The 18834-nt window shown below is 57.5% G+C and carries 16 protein-coding genes; 10 read left to right on the top strand and 6 right to left on the bottom strand.

Annotated features, from left to right (window positions below; all coding sequences use genetic code 11):
- On the bottom strand, nt 1-1528 hold a 1528-nt coding region (locus tag DSL70_RS10630), incomplete at its 3' end, for a DUF5801 repeats-in-toxin domain-containing protein (RefSeq protein WP_245418158.1).
- Nucleotides 1529-1843: 315 nt separating this feature from the next.
- Between DSL70_RS10630 and DSL70_RS10625 the strand changes: the two genes are divergently transcribed.
- The 6 genes from DSL70_RS10625 to DSL70_RS10600 all read left to right on the top strand — a co-directional run bounded on the left by DSL70_RS10625 (nt 1844) and on the right by DSL70_RS10600 (nt 10048).
- Nucleotides 1844-2776: a transglutaminase-like cysteine peptidase gene (locus DSL70_RS10625; RefSeq protein ID WP_119307850.1), complete on the top strand. Its 933-nt coding sequence runs from the start codon at nt 1844-1846 to the stop codon at nt 2774-2776.
- Nucleotides 2777-3213: 437 nt separating this feature from the next.
- Nucleotides 3214-4599: a TolC family outer membrane protein gene (locus DSL70_RS10620; RefSeq protein ID WP_425359352.1), complete on the top strand. Its 1386-nt coding sequence runs from the start codon at nt 3214-3216 to the stop codon at nt 4597-4599.
- Between the two features lie 87 nt (nt 4600-4686).
- Entirely contained in the window at nt 4687-6855 is a 2169-nt protein-coding gene (locus tag DSL70_RS10615; RefSeq protein ID WP_119307848.1) for a type I secretion system permease/ATPase, read from the top strand.
- Between the two features lie 25 nt (nt 6856-6880).
- Complete coding sequence (locus DSL70_RS10610; RefSeq protein ID WP_245418157.1) at nt 6881-8173, top strand: HlyD family type I secretion periplasmic adaptor subunit; 1293 nt, start codon at nt 6881-6883, stop codon at nt 8171-8173.
- Nucleotides 8174-8196: 23 nt separating this feature from the next.
- Entirely contained in the window at nt 8197-8820 is a 624-nt protein-coding gene (locus tag DSL70_RS10605; RefSeq protein ID WP_119307847.1) for a ribbon-helix-helix domain-containing protein, read from the top strand.
- A 118-nt stretch (nt 8821-8938) separates the two neighbouring features.
- On the top strand, nt 8939-10048 hold the full coding sequence (locus tag DSL70_RS10600; protein ID WP_162916557.1) for a type 1 periplasmic-binding domain-containing protein: 1110 nt from the start codon (nt 8939-8941) through the stop codon (nt 10046-10048).
- A 119-nt stretch (nt 10049-10167) separates the two neighbouring features.
- On the opposite strand, the gene DSL70_RS10595 is transcribed toward DSL70_RS10600, so the two are convergent.
- The 5 genes from DSL70_RS10595 to DSL70_RS10575 are packed head-to-tail and all read right to left on the bottom strand — an operon-like array spanning nt 10168 to nt 15091.
- Complete coding sequence (locus DSL70_RS10595; RefSeq protein WP_119307845.1) at nt 10168-11640, bottom strand: aldo/keto reductase; 1473 nt, start codon at nt 11638-11640, stop codon at nt 10168-10170.
- Nucleotides 11633-12631 (bottom strand): branched-chain amino acid ABC transporter permease, encoded by a 999-nt coding sequence (locus DSL70_RS10590; protein WP_119307844.1) that lies wholly within the window; start codon nt 12629-12631, stop codon nt 11633-11635. The genes DSL70_RS10595 and DSL70_RS10590 overlap by 8 nt, the downstream gene beginning before the upstream one ends.
- Nucleotides 12628-13542, bottom strand: coding sequence for a branched-chain amino acid ABC transporter permease (locus DSL70_RS10585; RefSeq protein ID WP_119307843.1), 915 nt, complete (start codon nt 13540-13542; stop codon nt 12628-12630). The genes DSL70_RS10590 and DSL70_RS10585 overlap by 4 nt, the downstream gene beginning before the upstream one ends.
- Nucleotides 13539-14276 (bottom strand): ABC transporter ATP-binding protein, encoded by a 738-nt coding sequence (locus tag DSL70_RS10580; protein ID WP_119307842.1) that lies wholly within the window; start codon nt 14274-14276, stop codon nt 13539-13541. Before DSL70_RS10580 ends, DSL70_RS10585 begins: the two co-directional genes overlap by 4 nt.
- Complete coding sequence (locus DSL70_RS10575) at nt 14273-15091, bottom strand: ABC transporter ATP-binding protein (protein WP_245418156.1); 819 nt, start codon at nt 15089-15091, stop codon at nt 14273-14275. Before DSL70_RS10575 ends, DSL70_RS10580 begins: the two co-directional genes overlap by 4 nt.
- Before the next feature lie 188 nt (nt 15092-15279).
- Here DSL70_RS10575 and DSL70_RS10570 point away from each other — a divergent pair, with 188 nt between their 5' ends.
- The 4 genes from DSL70_RS10570 to DSL70_RS10555 are packed head-to-tail and all read left to right on the top strand — an operon-like array spanning nt 15280 to nt 18739.
- Entirely contained in the window at nt 15280-16017 is a 738-nt protein-coding gene (locus DSL70_RS10570; protein ID WP_162916555.1) for a GntR family transcriptional regulator, read from the top strand.
- A complete protein-coding gene (locus DSL70_RS10565; protein WP_119307841.1) occupies nt 16010-16369 on the top strand; it encodes a TIGR04076 family protein in 360 nt (119 codons plus the stop codon). The genes DSL70_RS10570 and DSL70_RS10565 overlap by 8 nt, the downstream gene beginning before the upstream one ends.
- 1 nt (nt 16370) lies before the next feature.
- Entirely contained in the window at nt 16371-17423 is a 1053-nt protein-coding gene (locus tag DSL70_RS10560; protein WP_119307840.1) for an aldo/keto reductase, read from the top strand.
- A gap of 53 nt (nt 17424-17476) precedes the next feature.
- Entirely contained in the window at nt 17477-18739 is a 1263-nt protein-coding gene (locus DSL70_RS10555) for an ABC transporter substrate-binding protein (protein ID WP_119307839.1), read from the top strand.
- The last annotated feature ends 95 nt before the right edge of the window (nt 18740-18834 follow it).

Raw genomic sequence — 18834 nt, 5'->3', positions numbered from 1 at the left:
CGCCATCCTCGACGGTGGCGGTCAATGTGATGGAGACGCCGGAGAGGACGGATGGTGCGGTTGCCTCGGACGGATCGGCCGGGTCGTCATGCTCGACGGCGCGGATCTGGGTCTGGGTTATGGTGCCGGTGTCGGGATCGAGGCTGATGGTGAAGACGGTGCCACCGGTTGCGGATGCGCCGGTGATGAGGGTCCCTGCGGCATTGATGCTGAGGGTGACCGCTTCGCCTGTGAGGCTGTCGACGAGGCCGGATGCGGAGGTCGAGATGGCCATCTGATAGCGGACGGCATCACTGTCGGCGACGCCATCATCGTCATCATCCTTGCCGCCATCGGCGCCAAAGACGCTGTCGAACAGGGAGGAGAAGTCGGCGCTGTCGGTTGTCTGCTCGGCGCCGGTATCCAGATTGCCGGAGGCCAGGGCGCTGTCGTCGGTGACCAGGGTCGGGACGGCGGTGGCATTGCGGGTGATGGTCGGAGTGTCGTCAAGAATGCCAACGGAAAAAGTTGTCGATGCCGTGTCGCCGTTGGAATCGGTTGCCTGTACCGTGAATTCTTCCGTTACGACGTCGGAGGTCAGGGGGTGTTCGGTATGCAGGATGAGCGTGTAGTTATAGGTGATTTGCCCTGTCGCGGTATCGAAGGTCAGAATGGTGATATAGCCATTGGTGCCTGCGATGGTCTGACCCACGCCGGTGATGATCGTTCCATTGATCGCGATGCTGCCGATGCCATCAGGGGCATCAATGGTGATAGAGCCGGTTCCTGATGTTTCACTGTTGGTCAGGTTGTTGGTTGGATCTGCATCCTCATCGCTGCCATAGTCCGTCTGAGCACCAGAAATGTCGAGGCCGCCTTCATTGGAAAGCTCGCTGATCTCGGTGATAGAGGTGGCTGATATGGCAATTGGATTGTCAACATCTTCAGACGGGATGATTTCGACCTCTTCAAGAGTTGGGAATTGCAGGTCGGTGTAAGGCAAAAGATCAATGACGGGGCCGGCGTCGCCGATGTCGGGAACGTTGCCAGCAAAGTTGTTGCCGGAGCTGTTGGAGCCAGCGTTCGAGGCAACAAGATTGCCATTCGGTCCGGCGGCAACGTTGATATTGTTAGACTGGAATGCTGCGATCAGGGTGTCCGGCGGGATTTGGACGCTTCCGAGAATGAAGGTCGGCACATTGAGAACGGCATCCTTGATCGTAAGGACCGTTCCATCCTGCTGGGTGATGAGCAGGTCCTGTCCGGAGATTTCGATCTTTTCGAGAGACGTGCCTTCCGGCAGGGTGACTTCATTGTTGGCATTGGCTGTCAGAATGCCAGTCTCTGCCGGCTGTTGGGGCTGTGGTGCTTGCGGTCCGGCGGCAGGTTCTGCATCCGAAGGCAGGACATCATTTGTGATCTGGGCGTTGTCCGGCTCTAGAGCTGTCTGGGCCAGGCGGAGGCTGGCGACTTCCTGTGTGCTCTGGGCTTCCTCGTTATGATCTTCCAGATTACGGAATGTGTAAGAACTGTCGTCACGAATACTCATCTCACTACCCTCTCTCAAGACCAAGCCGGATTTTGGACAAACCTGTGGCCTGCAACTGACTGTTGGGGGAAGTATTTATGCGGATGAAGCGGTCGGCAACGATTTATTAACTAATAAGCATACAAGTTTATGCAAATACGACTAAACTAGTACACTTTGATGAGTTGCTGGCATAAAGGGTTATGCATAGATTTCGAGCGCGATGGAATTTAAGAATAAATTTAGTGAAAACTTTGATGGAACGGTAACTACTTTAGTTAAACGAAACTTTATCCGCCTCGGTTATCGTTTTGAAAAACAAAAGCCGAGGCGATCATGGCAATTTTTTCAAACATCAAAGCCGTTATTCTTGGAGCGGGCCTGTCTCTTGCTCCCTTGGGGGCTACCGCAAATGCGTTCGAACTCGATACCTTTGCGATGTATGATATTGCGGCCAATGGCTACTCGAAACCCGTCTGCAAAGACAATATCACATGCTCTCCATGGTTTGCAGCCTATCAGCCCAGCCGGCAAGTGTACACCGTGCCAATGCAGAAACTCGCTTATGCATCTGGGATCGACCGTTCTGTCCATACCGGGTCTGTTCGCAAGACGAAGACTGGCATTGATCACGGGATCTTCGGGTCCACGGCGATTGCCTTTTCCAGTCTGGCCAGCAAGTCGCAGTGGATGCGGGTCAAGGGCGAGCAGGCTGTCGGTCTGCAGCGAAGATGCAGTGCCCAGAGATGCTCTCCGTCCGAGAGAAGCCTCTCCCGTCTTGTTTCCGGCCTGCAGGGTGAATCCTTCGCCAACAAGTTGCGCGCGGTCAATCGCGCAGTGAATACCTCGATTGCCTATGTTTCTGACCGGCAGCTTTACAGTCGCTTTGACTACTGGGCGAGTGCCGGGCAGACTGCGTCGATCGGCAAGGGGGATTGTGAGGATTATGCCATTCTCAAAATGGCGATACTGAAGGAACTCGGAGTGCCGACAAAGAGCATGTCGCTTGTCGTGCTCAAGGATGAAAGCCGGGATCTGTATCACGCGGTTCTTGCTGTCAGCACGACGAAAGGGACCTACATCCTCGACAATATCCGAAACACCATTCTCAGCGACAAGGCCTTGGCACACTATCGTCCGCTGTTCTCCTTCAGTGAAAACAATTCCTGGATCCATGCGCTTCCGGTTGGTACGGGACAAAGAGGCACTGCGCGACTTGCCAACCGCGTCGGTTTCAGTGATGTCTTCCCAGGCGAAGGGACCATGTGATAGACTCATCTCTAAATTGGTAGTTGAATATTTCTGTTTCTTTCGGAATATTTAGGTGCAAACTCCCGATGTTTACCAATTTTTCGGGATTCTGTACGTTATCAACATCTATGAGCGGGATGATTCTTCTCACTTTGTGGTTGAATTAAACGATCAGAATCTCGATGGTCTAAATTCCAATAATTAAATTATTTCAAAAGTTTATTTAAAATTGCACGATATGGTCATGCGTGTCGGTAATTTTACCAAGGTACGGCGCGACCTTCTTCTTGGCTTTACAGCTCTCCCCATGGAATAGTATTGTTATATTTATATGTTTGAAGGCAGTACGGGACTGGCGTCTGCCGGATGGGGATCAAAAACGAATGAAGTATATGCGCAGTAAGGGACCTCGTCTGGTTCTCTCTTCCGGAATAGCCAGTTTGGCGATGCTTTTGATGGCGACCTCTTCATCCGAAGCGATTTCATTGAAGGAGGCCATTTCAACAGCTCTCACTTCGAACCCGACAATTGGCGAGTCGATGGAGAGCAGGGAAGCGATCGAGTTCGAGCTTCGGCAGGCTAAGGGCCTGTATTTGCCGTCGGTTGATCTGGAAGCCAGTTCAGGAGCCCGGTCTCTGGACAATCCGTCTCGCCGCTCCTCCGGCCTTGACAACGATCCGCTTTATCCTTCGGAAGTCAGCCTCGTTCTCACTCAGAAGCTTTACGATGGCGGGCGTACTCGCGCCGAGATTGATCGTCAGGCGTCTCGCGTTGACAGTGCATCCTTCCGCGTGCTTGAGCGCTCTGAAAGCGTAGGTCTGCAAATTGTTCGTGAGTATCTGGAGTATATGCTGCAGGCTGAAATCGTCGCTCAGTCCAACGAAAACCTGCGGGTCCACCAGAGCATCGCCTCGAGCATTTCCAAGAGCATTCAGAACGGTACGCTTACGGAAGCCGACCGCCAGCAGGTTTCCGAGCGCATCTATGCAGCTCGAGCCAAGGTGGAACAGGCAAAAGAAGCTCTCGCCGCAGCCGATATCCAGTTCAGAAAGCTGGTCGGAACGTCCATCGCGCGTCCGCAAATGCCAAAGTCCGTTGCCTATGCCCTGCCCAAGTCGCTGAATGAAGCCATTGATCTTGGCCTGCGCAGCAACCCGCGGATCTCGGTTGCAAATGCTGATGTTGATGCAGCCGACTCGCTTGTGGATGCAGCAAAGGCAGACTTTCTGCCTGAGGTAGTCTTTGAAGGTCGGGCGCGCACCGGGCATGATCTGGACGGTGCCGATGGCAGAACCACGGATTTTCAGGCCCGTGTCGTCGCTCGCTGGAATCTCTATCGCGGCGGGATCAAGCTGGCCAATGAACGCGAGCAAATTCGCCGCTCCGGTGAGCAGCGGATGATCCGGAGCCAGGCTCATCGTGACGTCGAGGAGGCTGTTCGGACCTCCTGGGATCGTCGCATTCGTCAGAACAATCTGGCGCAGATCTATCGTAGTCAGGCCAACGAGAACAATCGTCTGGTCGGTTCCTATCGCAAGCAGTTTGATATTGGCCAGAGATCCTTGCTCGATGTTCTCGATGCACAGAACACCCGGTTCAATGTCGACGTGTTGTCCAAGACAGCGGTCTATGCTTCACGCTTTGCCGAATACCGGTTGCTCGCTGCAACAGGTCAATTGCTGAACACCCTTGATCTAGCCGCCCCTGCCCAGAGCGAGGCCTATGCGCGGGATGAGTTCAAGAGCCGACGCAATGAGACACGCAAAGAGTACAAACGGGCTCCGTCACGTCAGGTGAACGACTTCCCTCTCGATATCCTCAGCCCCATCCGCAGAGACTGATTATTTAATGATATCAGTATGTTGTGTTGATTTGTGTGGTTGGCGTACGGGAGGAGTGTATCCTGACGGTAGGGGAGTGTGTTGCGTATGGATCAGAGTCACCTCGCGGCAAGCGAGCGCGTAGAATTCCAAAGTCACTCGAAAAGGCATGCCCTGATCATTGCGTTTCAGGATATTGCGCGCTTTTTTGATCGGCCGACTTCTGAGACCGTTCTGTTTTCCGGGCTCCCTATCGATTTCGAAAATCCGAGCGATGACGACTTTGAGCATGTCGCTGCCAGAATTGGCCTGGATGTAACCATCCGGGGGCGCTCACTGTTCAATGAGGACCATCCCGAGCCACCCTTCATGGTGTTGTCGGACAACTTCCCGCCGTTTGTAATTGTTGAAAGGCTCGAAAGCGGCCGCTTTGCCATTTCCGGATCATTGCCGGAATCCAAAGGTCTGACCTTTGAGCATTTCAAGGCACTTACCGGCACACGGTTTATCTCGTTTTCCGTGCACTACTCCAATTCCACAGAGCGAAAGACGCTTGGCGAGGGGGAGGTTCTGGAAAAGGCGCACTGGTTGAGGGGGACCATCGCCAAGCTGTGGCAGAACTATATCTATGTTGCCATGGCCGCTCTGTTCATCAACCTGATCGGGTTGGTCTCGCCCATATTCATCATGAATGTCTATGACAGGATTCTGCCCAATCAGGCGGTATCGACACTCTGGGTTCTGGCGACGGGCGTGATGCTTGCGCTGATCTTCGACTATATCCTTAAGGTTCAGCGATCGGTCATTATCGATCATGTCGGGCGCAAGGCAGATGAAAAGATCTCGTATCTCATTTTCGAGAAGGTGCTCAACACCCAGCTGGCGCTGCGTCCGCAAGCGACCGGGGAATTTACCAACCGGGTCAATCAGTATGAATTCGTGCGCGAGTTCTTTACGTCCAATACGATCAGTGTGCTGATCGATTTCTGCTTTGTTTTCATCTTCCTGCTGGTCATTTTCTTCCTGTCCGGTGTTCTCGTGGTGGTGCCTGCCTTGGCCTTCATTCTGGCCATCGTCATCGGGCTCATCGCTCAGGGCCGGATTGGAAAGAGAATGGCCAGAGCCTCGAACGAGGCGGCCCAGCGCAATGCGATGCTGGTCGAGACGGTCTCTACGATCGAAACGGTGAAGAGCCTGCGGGCAGAGACGTCCTTCTTGCGCAAATGGCGTGAGTTGACGTCCAACTCTTCCCAGACGTCAGAGGAAATCAAGAAGATCTCGTCCGGCGCTGTGGTTGCAACACAGCTTGTCTCGCAGCTCGTCTCCGTCTTCATTGTTATCGGTGGGGCCTATCTCAACGCGGCCGGCGACATAACGACCGGTGGCATCGTTGCCGTGGTCATGCTGTCGGGGCGTGCGATTTCGCCACTCACCCAGATAACCATGACGATCGCCAGGTTCCGTCAGGCGCTCCTGTCACTGAAGATTCTCGACCGCATCATGGAGCAGCCCGAGGATAGACCGCAGAGCATAGGCTTCGTCAATCGTGTGATCGACAAGGGCAATCTGAACTTCAAGAAAGTCAGCTTCGCCTATCCCAATACGGACAATGCGGTTCTGTCCGATCTCAATCTGTCTATCAAGGCTGGCGAGCGGATCGGCGTGATTGGCAAGATCGGATCGGGCAAGACCACCCTGGGCAAGCTGATTGCGGGTCTTTACATGCCAACCAAGGGCACCTTGCTGCTGGATGGCATCGAGATGCGCCAGTATCACCCGCAGGAGGTGCGCAAGGCGGTCTCCTTCGCCGGGCAGAATGCCGATCTGTTTTCCGGAACGCTGAAATATAACCTGCTGCTTGCCAATCCTGATGCGACCGATGAGGACATCGTCGAGATCTGCAAGAAGACCGGCGTCGATGCTTTCGCGTCCCTGCATCCTCGCGGCTATGACATGCCGGTGGGTGAACGCGGCGAGCGGTTGTCCGGCGGGCAGAAGCAGGCCGTTGCCCTGGCACGTCTGCTGTTGGCCAAATCCAAGATTGTCTATCTCGATGAGCCGACCGGCGCCATGGATACTGCCTCGGAGAAGCTGATGATGCAGACGCTGTCGCAGGCATTCGACCGTGAGACAACGCTGATCATCTCGACGCACCGATACGCTCTGCTCGATCTTGTTGACCGTCTGATCGTCCTTGATCAGGGCAGAGTCATCGCTGACGGTCCGAAAGACAAAGTCATGAGTGCACTGGTCGCCAGAACGCAGAACAAGCAATAGAGACCTTCGTCAGGGAGCCCGTTTCGTGGGAATAAAAGCAACAGATCAAAGCTATATTCGCGCCAAGGCCATTTCGGTTTCGATTGTGCTTTTGCTCGTCACTGCCGTGGTCTGGGCCTATTTCGCCGAGGTGGACGAAATCACTCGCGGTGCTGGCAAGGTCATTCCCGCGTCCAAGACCCAGATTGTCCAGGCAGCCGAGACCGGCGTTGTCGACCTTATCAATGTCAAGGTCGGCCAGTTCGTGAAAAAGGGCTCTCTGATTGCGCGGCTAGACGATACGACAATGAGCTCCAGTCTGGGGGAGACGATGGCGCAAAAGCTGGCGCTTGAAGCCAAGCTGGCGCGACTTGAGGCGGAGCAAACCGGTCTGTTCGATACGGCGTTTACCTGCCCTGAAACGGTCCGCTCCACATCTCTGCAGATCTGCGAGAATGAGGAGAGGCTGCTGCGGGCGCGCAAGGACAATTTCACCAACACGTTGGAAGTGCTGCAACAGCGGAAAATCCAGCGCGAGAAGGAACTGGACGAAACCCTTGCCAGCATTGAGCAATTGCAGGGCGATGTCGAGCTCGCCAAACAGGAGCGCGACCTGCTGAAGCCGCTGGTCGAAAGCCGGTTGGCTGCCAAAACGGATTTTTTGCGGGTCGAGCGGCATCTCAATGAAAGCGAAGGCAAACTGCAAGTGGCGCGGGCTTCTGTCGAGCGCATCAAGGGTGCCATCGAGGAAGCGTCCCTTCAGGTCAATGAGCTCAGCCTGCAGGCGCAGAAGGAAGCTCTCAACGAGAAGACCCAGACGCTGGCCTCGCTGGCCGTGCTTGAGGAAACTGCACGCGGTGGGCAGGATCGCGTTGCCAGAACGGATATCCGCTCTCCGGTCGACGGGATCGTGAACTCGCTCGCCATCAATACCATCGGAGCGTTTGTCCAGTCTGGAACCGTCGTGGCAGAAGTCGTCCCTACCTCGCAGGAGTTGTTGGTGGAAGCGCGGATTTCGCCGAATGACGTCGCCTTTGTCCAGAGCGGTCAGAAGGCGCTGGTCAAGATCTCCGCTTATGACTTCTCCATTTATGGCGGTCTTTCCGGTGCGGTTGAAACCGTGACCGCCGACAGTCTGGTCGATCCGACCTCGGGGGCTCCCTATTTTCAGGTGCTTCTCAAGACAGACAAGTCGTTTTTGGAAAAGGACAGCAAAACGTTCAATATTTCGCCCGGCATGATCTGCACCGTCGACATCATCACCGGACGAAAGTCGATCCTCAACTATCTATTGAAGCCGATCAACAAAGCCAGACAGGTCGCGATGACTGAACGATGATGATGCGTTAAGGGGGGAACACATTGGAACCAAAAGAACTGGTCAATCAGGATCCGGCATCGACACCGAAATTTCGAGCTATCCGAACAAAAAACGGCCGCCGCGGGATCCGGCTCGAACAGGCGTTCTGGCTGACGCTTGACATGATTTCCAAGCAACGCAAAATTCCCTTGCACCAGCTGGTGGAAGAGGCCGAGGACAGTGTCGAGGACAGCAAGAACCTGACCTCCACCCTGCGTGTGCTTTGCATGAACTGGACCCTTGATCAGGTTCACCTGTCGCAAACATCAACCTCTGACCGGGTGATCAGAAATCTGCTATTTGCCTGTCCGACACCAGCCTTCACGCTGTTCAAGGACCGTCGAATCCATGCCTTCAACCAGCCGTTCCTGACCTTTATTTCCCGTGCCTTCGACATGCTGGATCTCAGACAGGTCGCGTCCAATTTGCAATTGCTGCTGGACCGGCGGATCGAAAAGCTGGTGGAAGAGCTGAAACTGGGCGGCAACAGCCCTGTCAATGTCGGCATGACATTGAGCATCAACAATCGGCGCGTCAAAGGTCGGATCAACGCCATCGTTATGCCCAAGGATGAAGGGTTGGTTCTGGTCTGTTACCTTCTGCCGCGCGGCGAATTGAAATTCTAGCGGCGGGCGAACGGGTTTGTGGGCCGTTTTACCCGGTTTGCCTAAAGGCAAAAACAGTCCAGAATGCACGTGCACTGTCTCACAAGCAACCGTAATGACACCTGAAGGACTGCTCAAAATGTCAAAGAAATTCTGGTTTCCATTGATGCTGCTGGCTTTGTCTGTCGTTACGGTTTCCTGCCAGAGTGTCGGTCTCAATCAGATTGAAAGCGCCGAGACAGCCGAATATCCGAACAATCTGGCGGTTGAGAGCTTCGGTTCCGGCAATGCCAAGATCCTGATGCTTCTGGGGTCGGACAGCCGGTCTGTCGGTTTCCGGAACGGTGCCGTGCTGGCTATGACGGATCTCGGTGAGGCGGCCCTGACCTTGCAGATTGTGCCTGCCAACAAGGTCGACGGGGCACTTTCCAGGACAATCGAAAAGGAAGTGCGCAACGGCACCATCAATCTGGTTGCCAGCTCTGAGACCGTGGCGGCAGTCGATGGCGCCTTGCAGCGGAGCAAGGTTCCGGTCGTCTCTCTTTCGAGGTCAGCGCCAGCTGGTCAATATGCCTTTCTGCCATCCGCCATGACCAGCCTTGTTGCCGGAGTGGATTTTGCTCTGTTGAGTGGTGACCGGAGGCTCGTAGCCGTTGTGCCTGACCAGCAGTCGCAGGCATTCCATGATGCCCTGAAGCAATTGTCCTCTGAGGAGGAGTTTGGCCTTTTTGAGATTGCAACGAGGTCCGGGCAGCGCGGTCGTGATGTGATCAAGCAGAATCTCAAGGTGCTGAAGAGCGCCGATGCCGTGATCTTTGCAGATGTTGGGCCTCATGCCGCTGCTAGCGCCGCAGAATTCTTGTCGACGGGCAGTCTGAAATCCGAAATGTTCATTATCAGCAGTGATCTGGCGTCTTACGGTACGGACAAGCTCAATGGCGCAGTCATGGCGCGAGCAGATACGAGCGCGACGTCTCTCATATCCTCGCGTTATCAGACGACATTCGGTGTACCTTTCACTCAGGACGCGGCCTATGGCTACGACGTCATCGCCATGGCGACGCAGCTGGCAAGGGCAAACGGCAAAAAGGGAATGACGCGAGAGAAGCTGGAAACTCCCTCCGGGTTCAAGGGAACCACCGGCTCGTTCCGTTTCCTGAGCGACGGTCGAACGGAACGGCTGTACGACATTGTCAGGATCCAGTCGGGTCAGCCTCGGATCATCAAGCGCGCCGAACCGCGTTTCTGATAAGATGAGCCAAAAGGTTTGATGCTTGCCATTCAAGACAAAGCCGCCTGTCGGGGACGGGCGGCTTTGTTGTGTTCGATGCTGCAACCGTTGCTCGGAGCCGGGTCTTACTGGCCCAATCAGGCTTTTGATGGCGGTAGCACGGCTTCCGCTTCGATTTCCACCCGGTAAGGGCCGACAAGCTTTGCCACCTGCAACAGGGTGTTGGCCGGGCAGACTTCAGAGAAGAAGCGGCCATGGGCAACGGATACGGCTTCACAGTCTTCCACATCAACGAGATAAATGCGGGTCCGTACCACATGCTCCGGTCCGGCACCATGGGCCCGGATGGCGCCTATGATCTTGTCCAGAATATAGGTTGTCTGGGAGGCGGCATCGTTTGGCGCGACGACATGGTCGGCACCGTGCGTTGCTGTTGTGCCGGAAACGAGAATGCGATCCCCAACGCGGATGGCGCGGCAATATCCCGCCAGAGGTTCCCATTTGGAGCCGGAGAAAACGCGGGCGCGATCATCAAGCTTCGGGTCTGGCACGGAGGGGTTGACCGGTGCGATGGAGGAGAGATGGTGGGAAAGGTCGCCCGACGCCGTCAGGAAGGGGGGCTTGCGATATTCGTCGCCACAGTCACCCGGGACGGGTGTCATCCCGGCAAAGGCGGCATCAAGGGCGGCATGGTCTTCAGCATCGAGGGCGAACTTGAAGACATTGAGGTTGCTGGCCCGATGTTCGGCCTCTGTAATGCGAGCCCCGATGATGGTTGCTGCGACCGAGGGATGTTCCAGCACCCAGCGGCTGGCGACGTTGGAAAGCGAAACACAGTGTTTTCTGGCGATCGCATCAGCCGCCGCCAGAAGTGCCTGGAAGGCGTCCCAGCCACCGGCGGTGTCGATGAAGCGCTTGTATTTCATCCGGCTCCAGTCGGCGATCTCAACCGGCTCCGGTTTGCCCAGCCACTTCTCGGAGATGAAGCCGCCGCAGAGGGTGCCGTAGGCCAGCAGCTTGATGTCATACTTGGCGCAGAGCGCGGAGAGCGGCCCTGCTGCGCGACGGTCGACAAGGGAGAAGCTGATCTGGTTGGAAACGATCTTGATGCCTTCCTCAAGTGCCAGCGCCAGATGGGCCGCATCGAAGTTGGTAACCCCGATAGCATTGATGAGCCCTTCATCGCGCAGCTTTTCCAGCTCATGCATGGCGTCAAGCCAACGCGGGTCTTCAAAGCTCCACCAGTGGAACTGCAACAGATCGACCTTTGCCACGCCGAGACGGTCAAGGCGTTCCTGCACACCGGCGCGGACGACTTCCGGCGTCATGGGGCCGGGCTCCGGACACCATTTGGTGAAGGCACGGATCGGCGTGTCCTTGGGGCTGTCGGCCAGCAGGGCACCGGTGATCAGCTCTGCCGACCCATAATGGTCGGCCATGTCGAAGCTGTCAAAACCGGCATCGGCATAGGCGGCAAGGCGTGGGGCGGTGTCTGCCGGGTCGAGCAGGTCTCCGTCCTTTTCCAGATCGGCAACCTGCCACAAGCCGCAGACGAGGCGGGAAATGTTGAGCCCGGGGGCGAGATCGATGCGATCAGGTGTGTCAGACATTTGTCTTTTGTCCTTCAGAGAGAGAATTGGGAGTGCGGCGAAGGGCTCGCCGCAGGGGCGCGCGCAGGGTGCCTGCCTCGCCCAGAATTCCGTAGGGGCGCAACAGCAGTACAAGGCAGAGCGCAACGCCGATCAGTACGATTTGCAGGGAGGCTGCGCGGGCCTGCTGGTCGGGCGGGAAGACGCTGGCAACGAGGCTGCCGGACAGAGCCCAGATTGCCCACACCAGTATCGCGCCGAGGATGGCGCCGCGCATGTTGCCCGAACCGCCGACAATCAGCATGGTCCAGACCTGAAAGGTGAGAGTCGGCAGATAATTGTCCGGCGCGATGAAGCCGATGAAATGGGCCTGCGCCGCGCCACCAAGCCCCATGACGAAGCCGCCAATGGCGAAGGCCTGCAGGCGATAGGTGACGGGATCCTTGCCCAGCGCCTTGGCGGCTTCCTCGTCTTCGCGCAAGGCCCGCAGAACACGCCCCCAGGGAGAGCGCGTCAGGTGCTGCAAGGCGAGATAGCAGACCAGCACCAGCACGATCAAAACCGCAAGATTGGCCGCCGCGAACAGGCCGGGCTGTTCGGCAAGGGTGCCGAAGGGGCGGGGAATGAAGCCGATGCCGAAGGGACCGCCGGTGATGCCTTCCAGATTGAGCAGGGCGAGCTGAATGACAACCGCCGCACCGAAGGTGGCGATGGCCAGATAGTCGGATCGCAGACGCAGGGTGAGAGCACCAAGCAGAAAACACAGGAAACCTGCGCCCAGCCCGCCGCCAAGCCAGCCGATGACAATCGGCAGATCGAAACCGCCCAGCCGTCCGTCGATTGCGGGCGTTGTCAGGATCGAGGAAACATAGGCCCCGACGGCGACAAAACCGGCAACGCCGACATTGAACAGGCCGGTCTGGCCCCATTGCAGATTAAGGCCGAGACAGATCACCGCGTAAGTCAGGGCCATGGTGAGGAAAAAGGCGCCGTAGGAGAGAAGGTCGATCATGCCGCAGCCTTTCCGAAGATGCCCTGTGGCCGCAACAGCAGCATGGCAACGAGGATGACGAAGGAAACTGCAGCCCGCCATTCAGCCCCGATGATCTGCACGGTGAAGGCCTCGGCCAGTCCCACCATCAGCCCGGCCAGCATGGCACCGGGGACAGAACCGATGCCGCCGAGGATGGAGGCGGCAAACAGTGGCAGCAGCAGGTCGAGCCCCATGGTCGGGCGGATCTGGACGACAACACCGGACATGATGCCTCCGACGGCAGCCAGCGCCGCCCCGAGCATCCAGACCATGCGGATGACGGCCCGCGTGTCGATCCCGGCAAGGCTGGCAAGCGCCGGGTTTTCCGACACCGCCCGCATGGAGCGGCCTGCAGCGGACCGGGTCAGTAGCAGGTGGACCGCGACCACCATGACCACTGCCAGCACCAGCACAAGCAACTGGTCCGGTGTGGCGCGCAGGCCGGGCAGGACGGGCCGCGAAATCTGCAGCGCCGTCGTGAAATAGGCAGGGCTTGAGGTGTAGATGAATTCGAGCAGGTTGCGCAGCGCAAGGGCGGCACCGAAAGACGACATCACCAGAATGATCTGGGCCGATCCGGCATTGCGCAGTCGCCCGAACAACAGCCAGTCGACCGTCAGGGCAACAAGGCCGGTGAGGAACATCGAGGCGATCATGGCGATGGGCACCGACCAGCCAAAGGAGAAGGGGCCGATCGGGGTGCCAAGGCCGGGCAACAGCGCACCGAGCGCGGCACTGACCGTGAGGGCCAGATAGGCCCCCCAAGACAGAAGCTCTCCATGGGCGAAGTTGGCAAAGCGCAGGATGGAATAGGTGAGCGTGACGCCAATGGCACCAAGGCCGATGATCGAGCCGTTGACGAGGCCGTCCATGAGCGGTTGCAGGGTCATTGCGCTGTCTCCTCGGAACCACCGCCCAGATAAAGCTCGGCGACCACCGGATCGCCCTTGAGCTCGTCCGAGGGGGCGTCATGGGCGACCTTGCCCTCAACGAGGATCACCCCGCGGGACGCAACATTGAGCCCGACGCGGACATTCTGCTCGACCAGCAGGATGGTGATGCCGGTCTGGTTGATCATGCTGATCCGCGCAAAGACTTCATCGACCAGCATCGGGGAGAGACCGGCGGATGGTTCGTCAAGGATCAGCAGCTTGGGGTCGGTGATGAGGGCGCGGGCGACAGCCAGCATCTGTCGCTGGCCACCCGAAAGGGCGCCTGCGCGTGTAGACGGTCGTTTGGCGAGATCCGGGAACATGGCAAACATCGCCTCGATGCGCTCTGCGCGTAGCTGCTTGGGCAGGATCTGGGCCGAGATCTGCAGATTTTCGCGGATGCTCATCTGGGTGAAGATGTTTTCCGTCTGCGGCACGAAGGTCATGCCACTGTGCAGCTTCATGTGGGCTGGCAGATGGGTGATGTTCTCTTCCTTGAGGAACACCAGCCCCGAGTGGATTGGCACCAACCCGGCAATCGCCTTGACCAGTGTCGACTTGCCAGCGCCATTCGGCCCCAGCAGCACAACGAACTCGCCCTGCCGAACCGTGAGGTCGATGCCGTTGATGATCGGCAGGTCGGGCTGGTAACCGGCGTGAAGGGTCTTGAGTCTGAGAATGTCCGGCGTCATGCGGCATCTCCCAGATAGGCGCGGACAACTTCGGGGTCGCGGATGACCACATCGGGGGCGCCTTCGGCCAGCTTCTGGCCAAGGGCCATCACCATGACCCGGGAACACAGCCGCGCCACCATGTCCATATTGTGCTCAATGAGCAGGATGGTCACACCCTGCTCATTGAGGGTGACGATGCGGGCCATGATATCCTGAAGAAGGGTCGGATTGACGCCTGCCGCCGGTTCATCAAGCAGGATGACCTTGGGATCGGCCATCAGGATGCGTGCCAACTCCAGCAGTTTGCGCTGTCCGCCGGAAAGCACGCGGGCCTTCTCGTTCTCCAGATGGGAGAGCATCAGGAAGTCCGTCAGATGGCGGGCCTTTTCGAGTGCCAGTGCTTCATCGCGGCGACTTCTGGCAGGGCGGAAGAAGGCACTGATGGCTTTCTCGCCAGACTGGCCCTGGGCGCCGCAGAGCACATTTTCAAGCACGGTCATTTCGGGAAAGGGGCGGGGGATCTGAAAGGTCCGGCCAAGGCCGCGTCTCAGCCTCTTCTCGGCTCCTTCGCGGCTGATATCCTGCCCCTTGAGATGGATTGTGCCCGATGTAGGGAGCAGGGACCCGGCCAGCATGTTGAACATGGTGGTCTTGCCTGCGCCGTTGGGTCCAATGAGGCCCATGATTTCACCTTCGTGGAGATCAAGGGACAAATCATCCACTGCCTTGAAGCCCTGAAAGCTGCGGCTGAGAGACCGGGCTTTCAAAATTGGCTCTTCATCCGATGACCGTGCGTCTTGCGCGCTTTGTCGGCCTTCCATGGTCTGCGTCATCACATCCCCAGATGCTTCCTGTCCGGCATGTGATCGCGAGGTTTGGTCCGGACGGGTTTATATCTTTTATCTTTGATCAAAGATTATTGACACAAGCCGCTTTTGCAAGCAAAAAAAGAGAGAGCAACAGAAAAAGCCCCATACAGGTGGGAATGTCATTTTCTGAGAGTGGGAGACGCAGCCAAATCATGAAAAACTTGCTGAAGGCAGATCAGGCAGGCGATGACAAGGCGATACCGGGACTGGGGTCCATTGCACGGGAATCCTTGCAAGAACGGGTTTATCAGGAACTTGCCCGGTCGCTGATGCATGGCGTCTTTGCGGCCGGTCAGGTGCTGCGGATGCAGGCGCTGGCTGACACGCTGCAGGTTTCCATCATGCCGGTGCGTGAGGCGCTGGCGCGACTGGTCTCGGAACAGGCACTCGAAATGATGCCCAACCGGTCGACTCGCGTGCCGCTGATCACGCCTGATAGGCTGGAAGACCTTGCCCGGGTCCGTTGCCTCATCGAGGGCGAGCTGGTGCGGCTGGCCACTCCGAAAACCGATGCTGTCACATTGCAGAGCCTGCGCGACATGACCGCCGCCTGCGAGGCCGCTTTCCAGAAACCGCTCGATGATGAGCAGGTCAGTGTAACCTCCGGGCTCAATTATCAGTTTCATTTTACCGTCTATGGCATGGCCGGGTCGGATGTGCTGTTGCCGATCGTGCGCAGCCTTTGGATGCAGTCTGGGCCTTTCGTGCGCGCTTCAGCGCTTGTCTATGGGCGCAATCCCTCCCTGACCGCTGTGCATCATCACTGGGCCCTCATTGAGGCGCTTGCTGCTGGCGATGCCGAGGCGGCCGTCGAGGCACTGCATGCCGATATCACCCAGTCCTTCAACCTGTTGCGCAGCGACATAGCCGAAGGAGAGGGCGATGACTGACAGCTTTGAATTGTGGGATCTCCGCGTGGAAGTCGTGGCACCCGAAGGAGGGCCGATCTATTGCGGTGCCAAGGTCGGTGACTATTTCGAACTACGTGGCGAGATGATCCACATGCCTCCCGGACAGGGATTTTCCATCTATTCGCTGGCGGCGCTTCTGCCTCTCTTGCCAGCCAAGCAACGCGACACGCACCCCAACGACTGGATGAGCACCGACGCCGAGGTTGCCTGCCCTGATCCAAATTGCAGCACGCGATTCCGGATCACGCGCACCCGCAAGCGCACCTTCAGTCATGCGGAGACAACAGCCGTGCCGCTTGATGCGCCCAAGGCGCCAGAAAGCGAGACCTGAAATGACCCGAGTTCCAAGATACAGCCTGACGCCGGACTATGAGATATCGCGTGTGATCCGCGGTGGCTGGCAGTTGGCCGGTGGTCATGGTGCCATTGACAAAAAGGCCGCCGTCGATGATTTGCTGGCCACGGCAGAGGCCGGGATCATCACCTTCGACTGCGCCGATATTTATACCGGCGTCGAAGAGATTATCGGCGATTTTCGCAAGGTCTATGGCGACAGGTATGGGGCCGAGGCGCTGGATGCCATTCATGTCCATACCAAATGTGTGCCCGATCTCGACAAGCTTTCCAGTCTGACGCGCGTGCAGTTGCAGGAAACCATTGATCGCTCGCGCGTCCGTCTGGGCGTAGAACGGCTCGATCTGGTGCAATTCCACTGGTGGGACTATGAGCTGGGAGACTGGCTTGAGGCGATGCATTGGCTGCATGAGTTCCAGCAGGAAGGCCGCCTCAGGTTCCTCAGCTGCACCAATTTCGACAGCGATCACGTCACCACCATGAAGGCCGAAGGGTTGCCGCTGGCAACGATCCAGCTGCAATATTCGCTGCTGGACCGCCGCCCGGAGAAGCACATGGCCTCGCTTGCTACCGCGCATGATTTCCATTTTCTGTGCTATGGCACGGTGGCCGGTGGTTTCCTCTCCGATCGCTGGCTGGGCGTGGCGGAACCCCAGGGCGAGCTGGAGAACCGGTCTCTGACCAAATACAAGCTGATCATTGAGGATTTCGGTGGCTGGGAGCTGTTCCAGTCGCTGTTGCAGACGCTGCGCAGCATCGCCGACCGGCATGAAACCGACATCTCGACCATCGCTTCGGCGGCCGTTCTGACCCGCCCCCATGTGGCTGGCGTCATCGTTGGCGCGCGCAACCGCAGTCATCTCGATGCCAATCTGGGCATTGGCGCGGTCACGCTGTCGCCGGAAGATCTTTCCCGGATCGAGGCCATTCTCGATCAGTCGGCCCCGCTTGAGGGCGACGTCTACACATTGGAGCGTGACCGTTTCGGGCGGCACGGATCCATCATGAAATACAACCTCAACAAAGAATAGGCTGAAGCCTTCGCCAATCGGCCCTTGAGGGCCCCTTCCTACAGGAGCGTGAAATGAAGAAAGTTTGTTTAGCACCATTGGCCGTTCTGGCGGGTCTTGGGGGCACCATGCTGCCCGCCATGGCGTGCGATGTCGAAGTGGGCATGGTCATGGAATTGACAGGGCCTGCCGGTGTTTACGGTCAGGCTGGTGCCAAGGCCGTCGAAATGGCCTTCAAGGATATCAACGATGCTGGCGGTGTGCTGGGCTGTTCGCTGAAAGCCGACACCCGTGACAGCCAGAGCCAGGGCAACGTGGCCGTCGATCAGGCAACGCAGTTGGTCAACATCAAGCATGTGCCGGTCGTCATCGGTGGCATCATCTCCTCGGTTTCCCTGCCGATCCTCACCTCGGTGACAGCACCAGCCAAGGTGGTTCAGGTTTCTCCGGCTTCCTCTTCCCCGACGCTCACCCAACTGGGCAAGGAAGGCAAGACGGGCGGTTATTTCTTCCGCACCATCACCTCTGATGCCCTGCAGGGCACGGCTGCGGCGCAGTATGCCATCGACAAGGGCCTCAAGAAGCTGGCCATCATTCACGTCAACAATGACTTCGGCGTCAACATGATGCGTGAATTCTCTTCCACCTTCGAGGCACTCGGCGGTGAAATCACGTCCATTACGGCCTATAACGAAAAGCAGGCCAACTATTCCTCGGAAGCCACCGCTGCGCTGTCGGGTGATCCGGAAGCGCTTTATCTCGTCAGCTATCCGGTTGACGGAGCGACCATCGCCCGCGCCTGGATCTCTAATGGCGGCCCGCAGAAATTCCTGCTCAATGACGGCATGAACTCCTCTGACTTCATCAAGGCAGTCGGTGCGCAGTATCTCAACGAAGCTTATGGCACCTCTTCGGGCACCGACGAGACTGCTTCGACCAAATATTTCTATGACAATTTCGCTGCCGTCTCTGGTGGTATCGCACCGGATGCTCCGGCTGCCGACCGCTCCTATGATGCTGGTGCGATCGTCGGTCTGGCGATTGCCAAGGCAGGCGAAGCCAAGGCTGACAAGATCCGGGATGCCATTTTCGAAGTAACCGGCACTGAAGGGACCCCGATTTATGCCGGTCCGGAAGAATTCAAGAAGGCGCTGGAACTGATCAAGAAGGGCGAGAAAATCCGCTATGAGGGCGTCATCGGCCCGGTTGGCTTCGACCAGTATGGCGATATCACCGGCCCGTTCCGCCTCTGGAAGATTGCGGATGGTTCCATTGAAACCACCGGTATGATGCAGGCTGATGAAGTGGCCGCCATCAAGGCCAAGGTCGCCAAGTAACAGGCCGTAGCAGGAACGACACTGCTGATGAACAAAAAGGCCGGAGGGATGCTCTCCGGCCTTTGCTGTTTCCTTGGGGGGGGCGTGCGTGAAGG

The sequence above is a fragment of the Cohaesibacter haloalkalitolerans genome, from assembly GCF_003574655.1.
Classification (GTDB): domain Bacteria; phylum Pseudomonadota; class Alphaproteobacteria; order Rhizobiales; family Cohaesibacteraceae; genus Cohaesibacter; species Cohaesibacter haloalkalitolerans.
The sequence above is the reverse complement of the archived record's forward strand: the minus strand, read 5'-3'. Positions and strand labels throughout refer to the sequence as shown.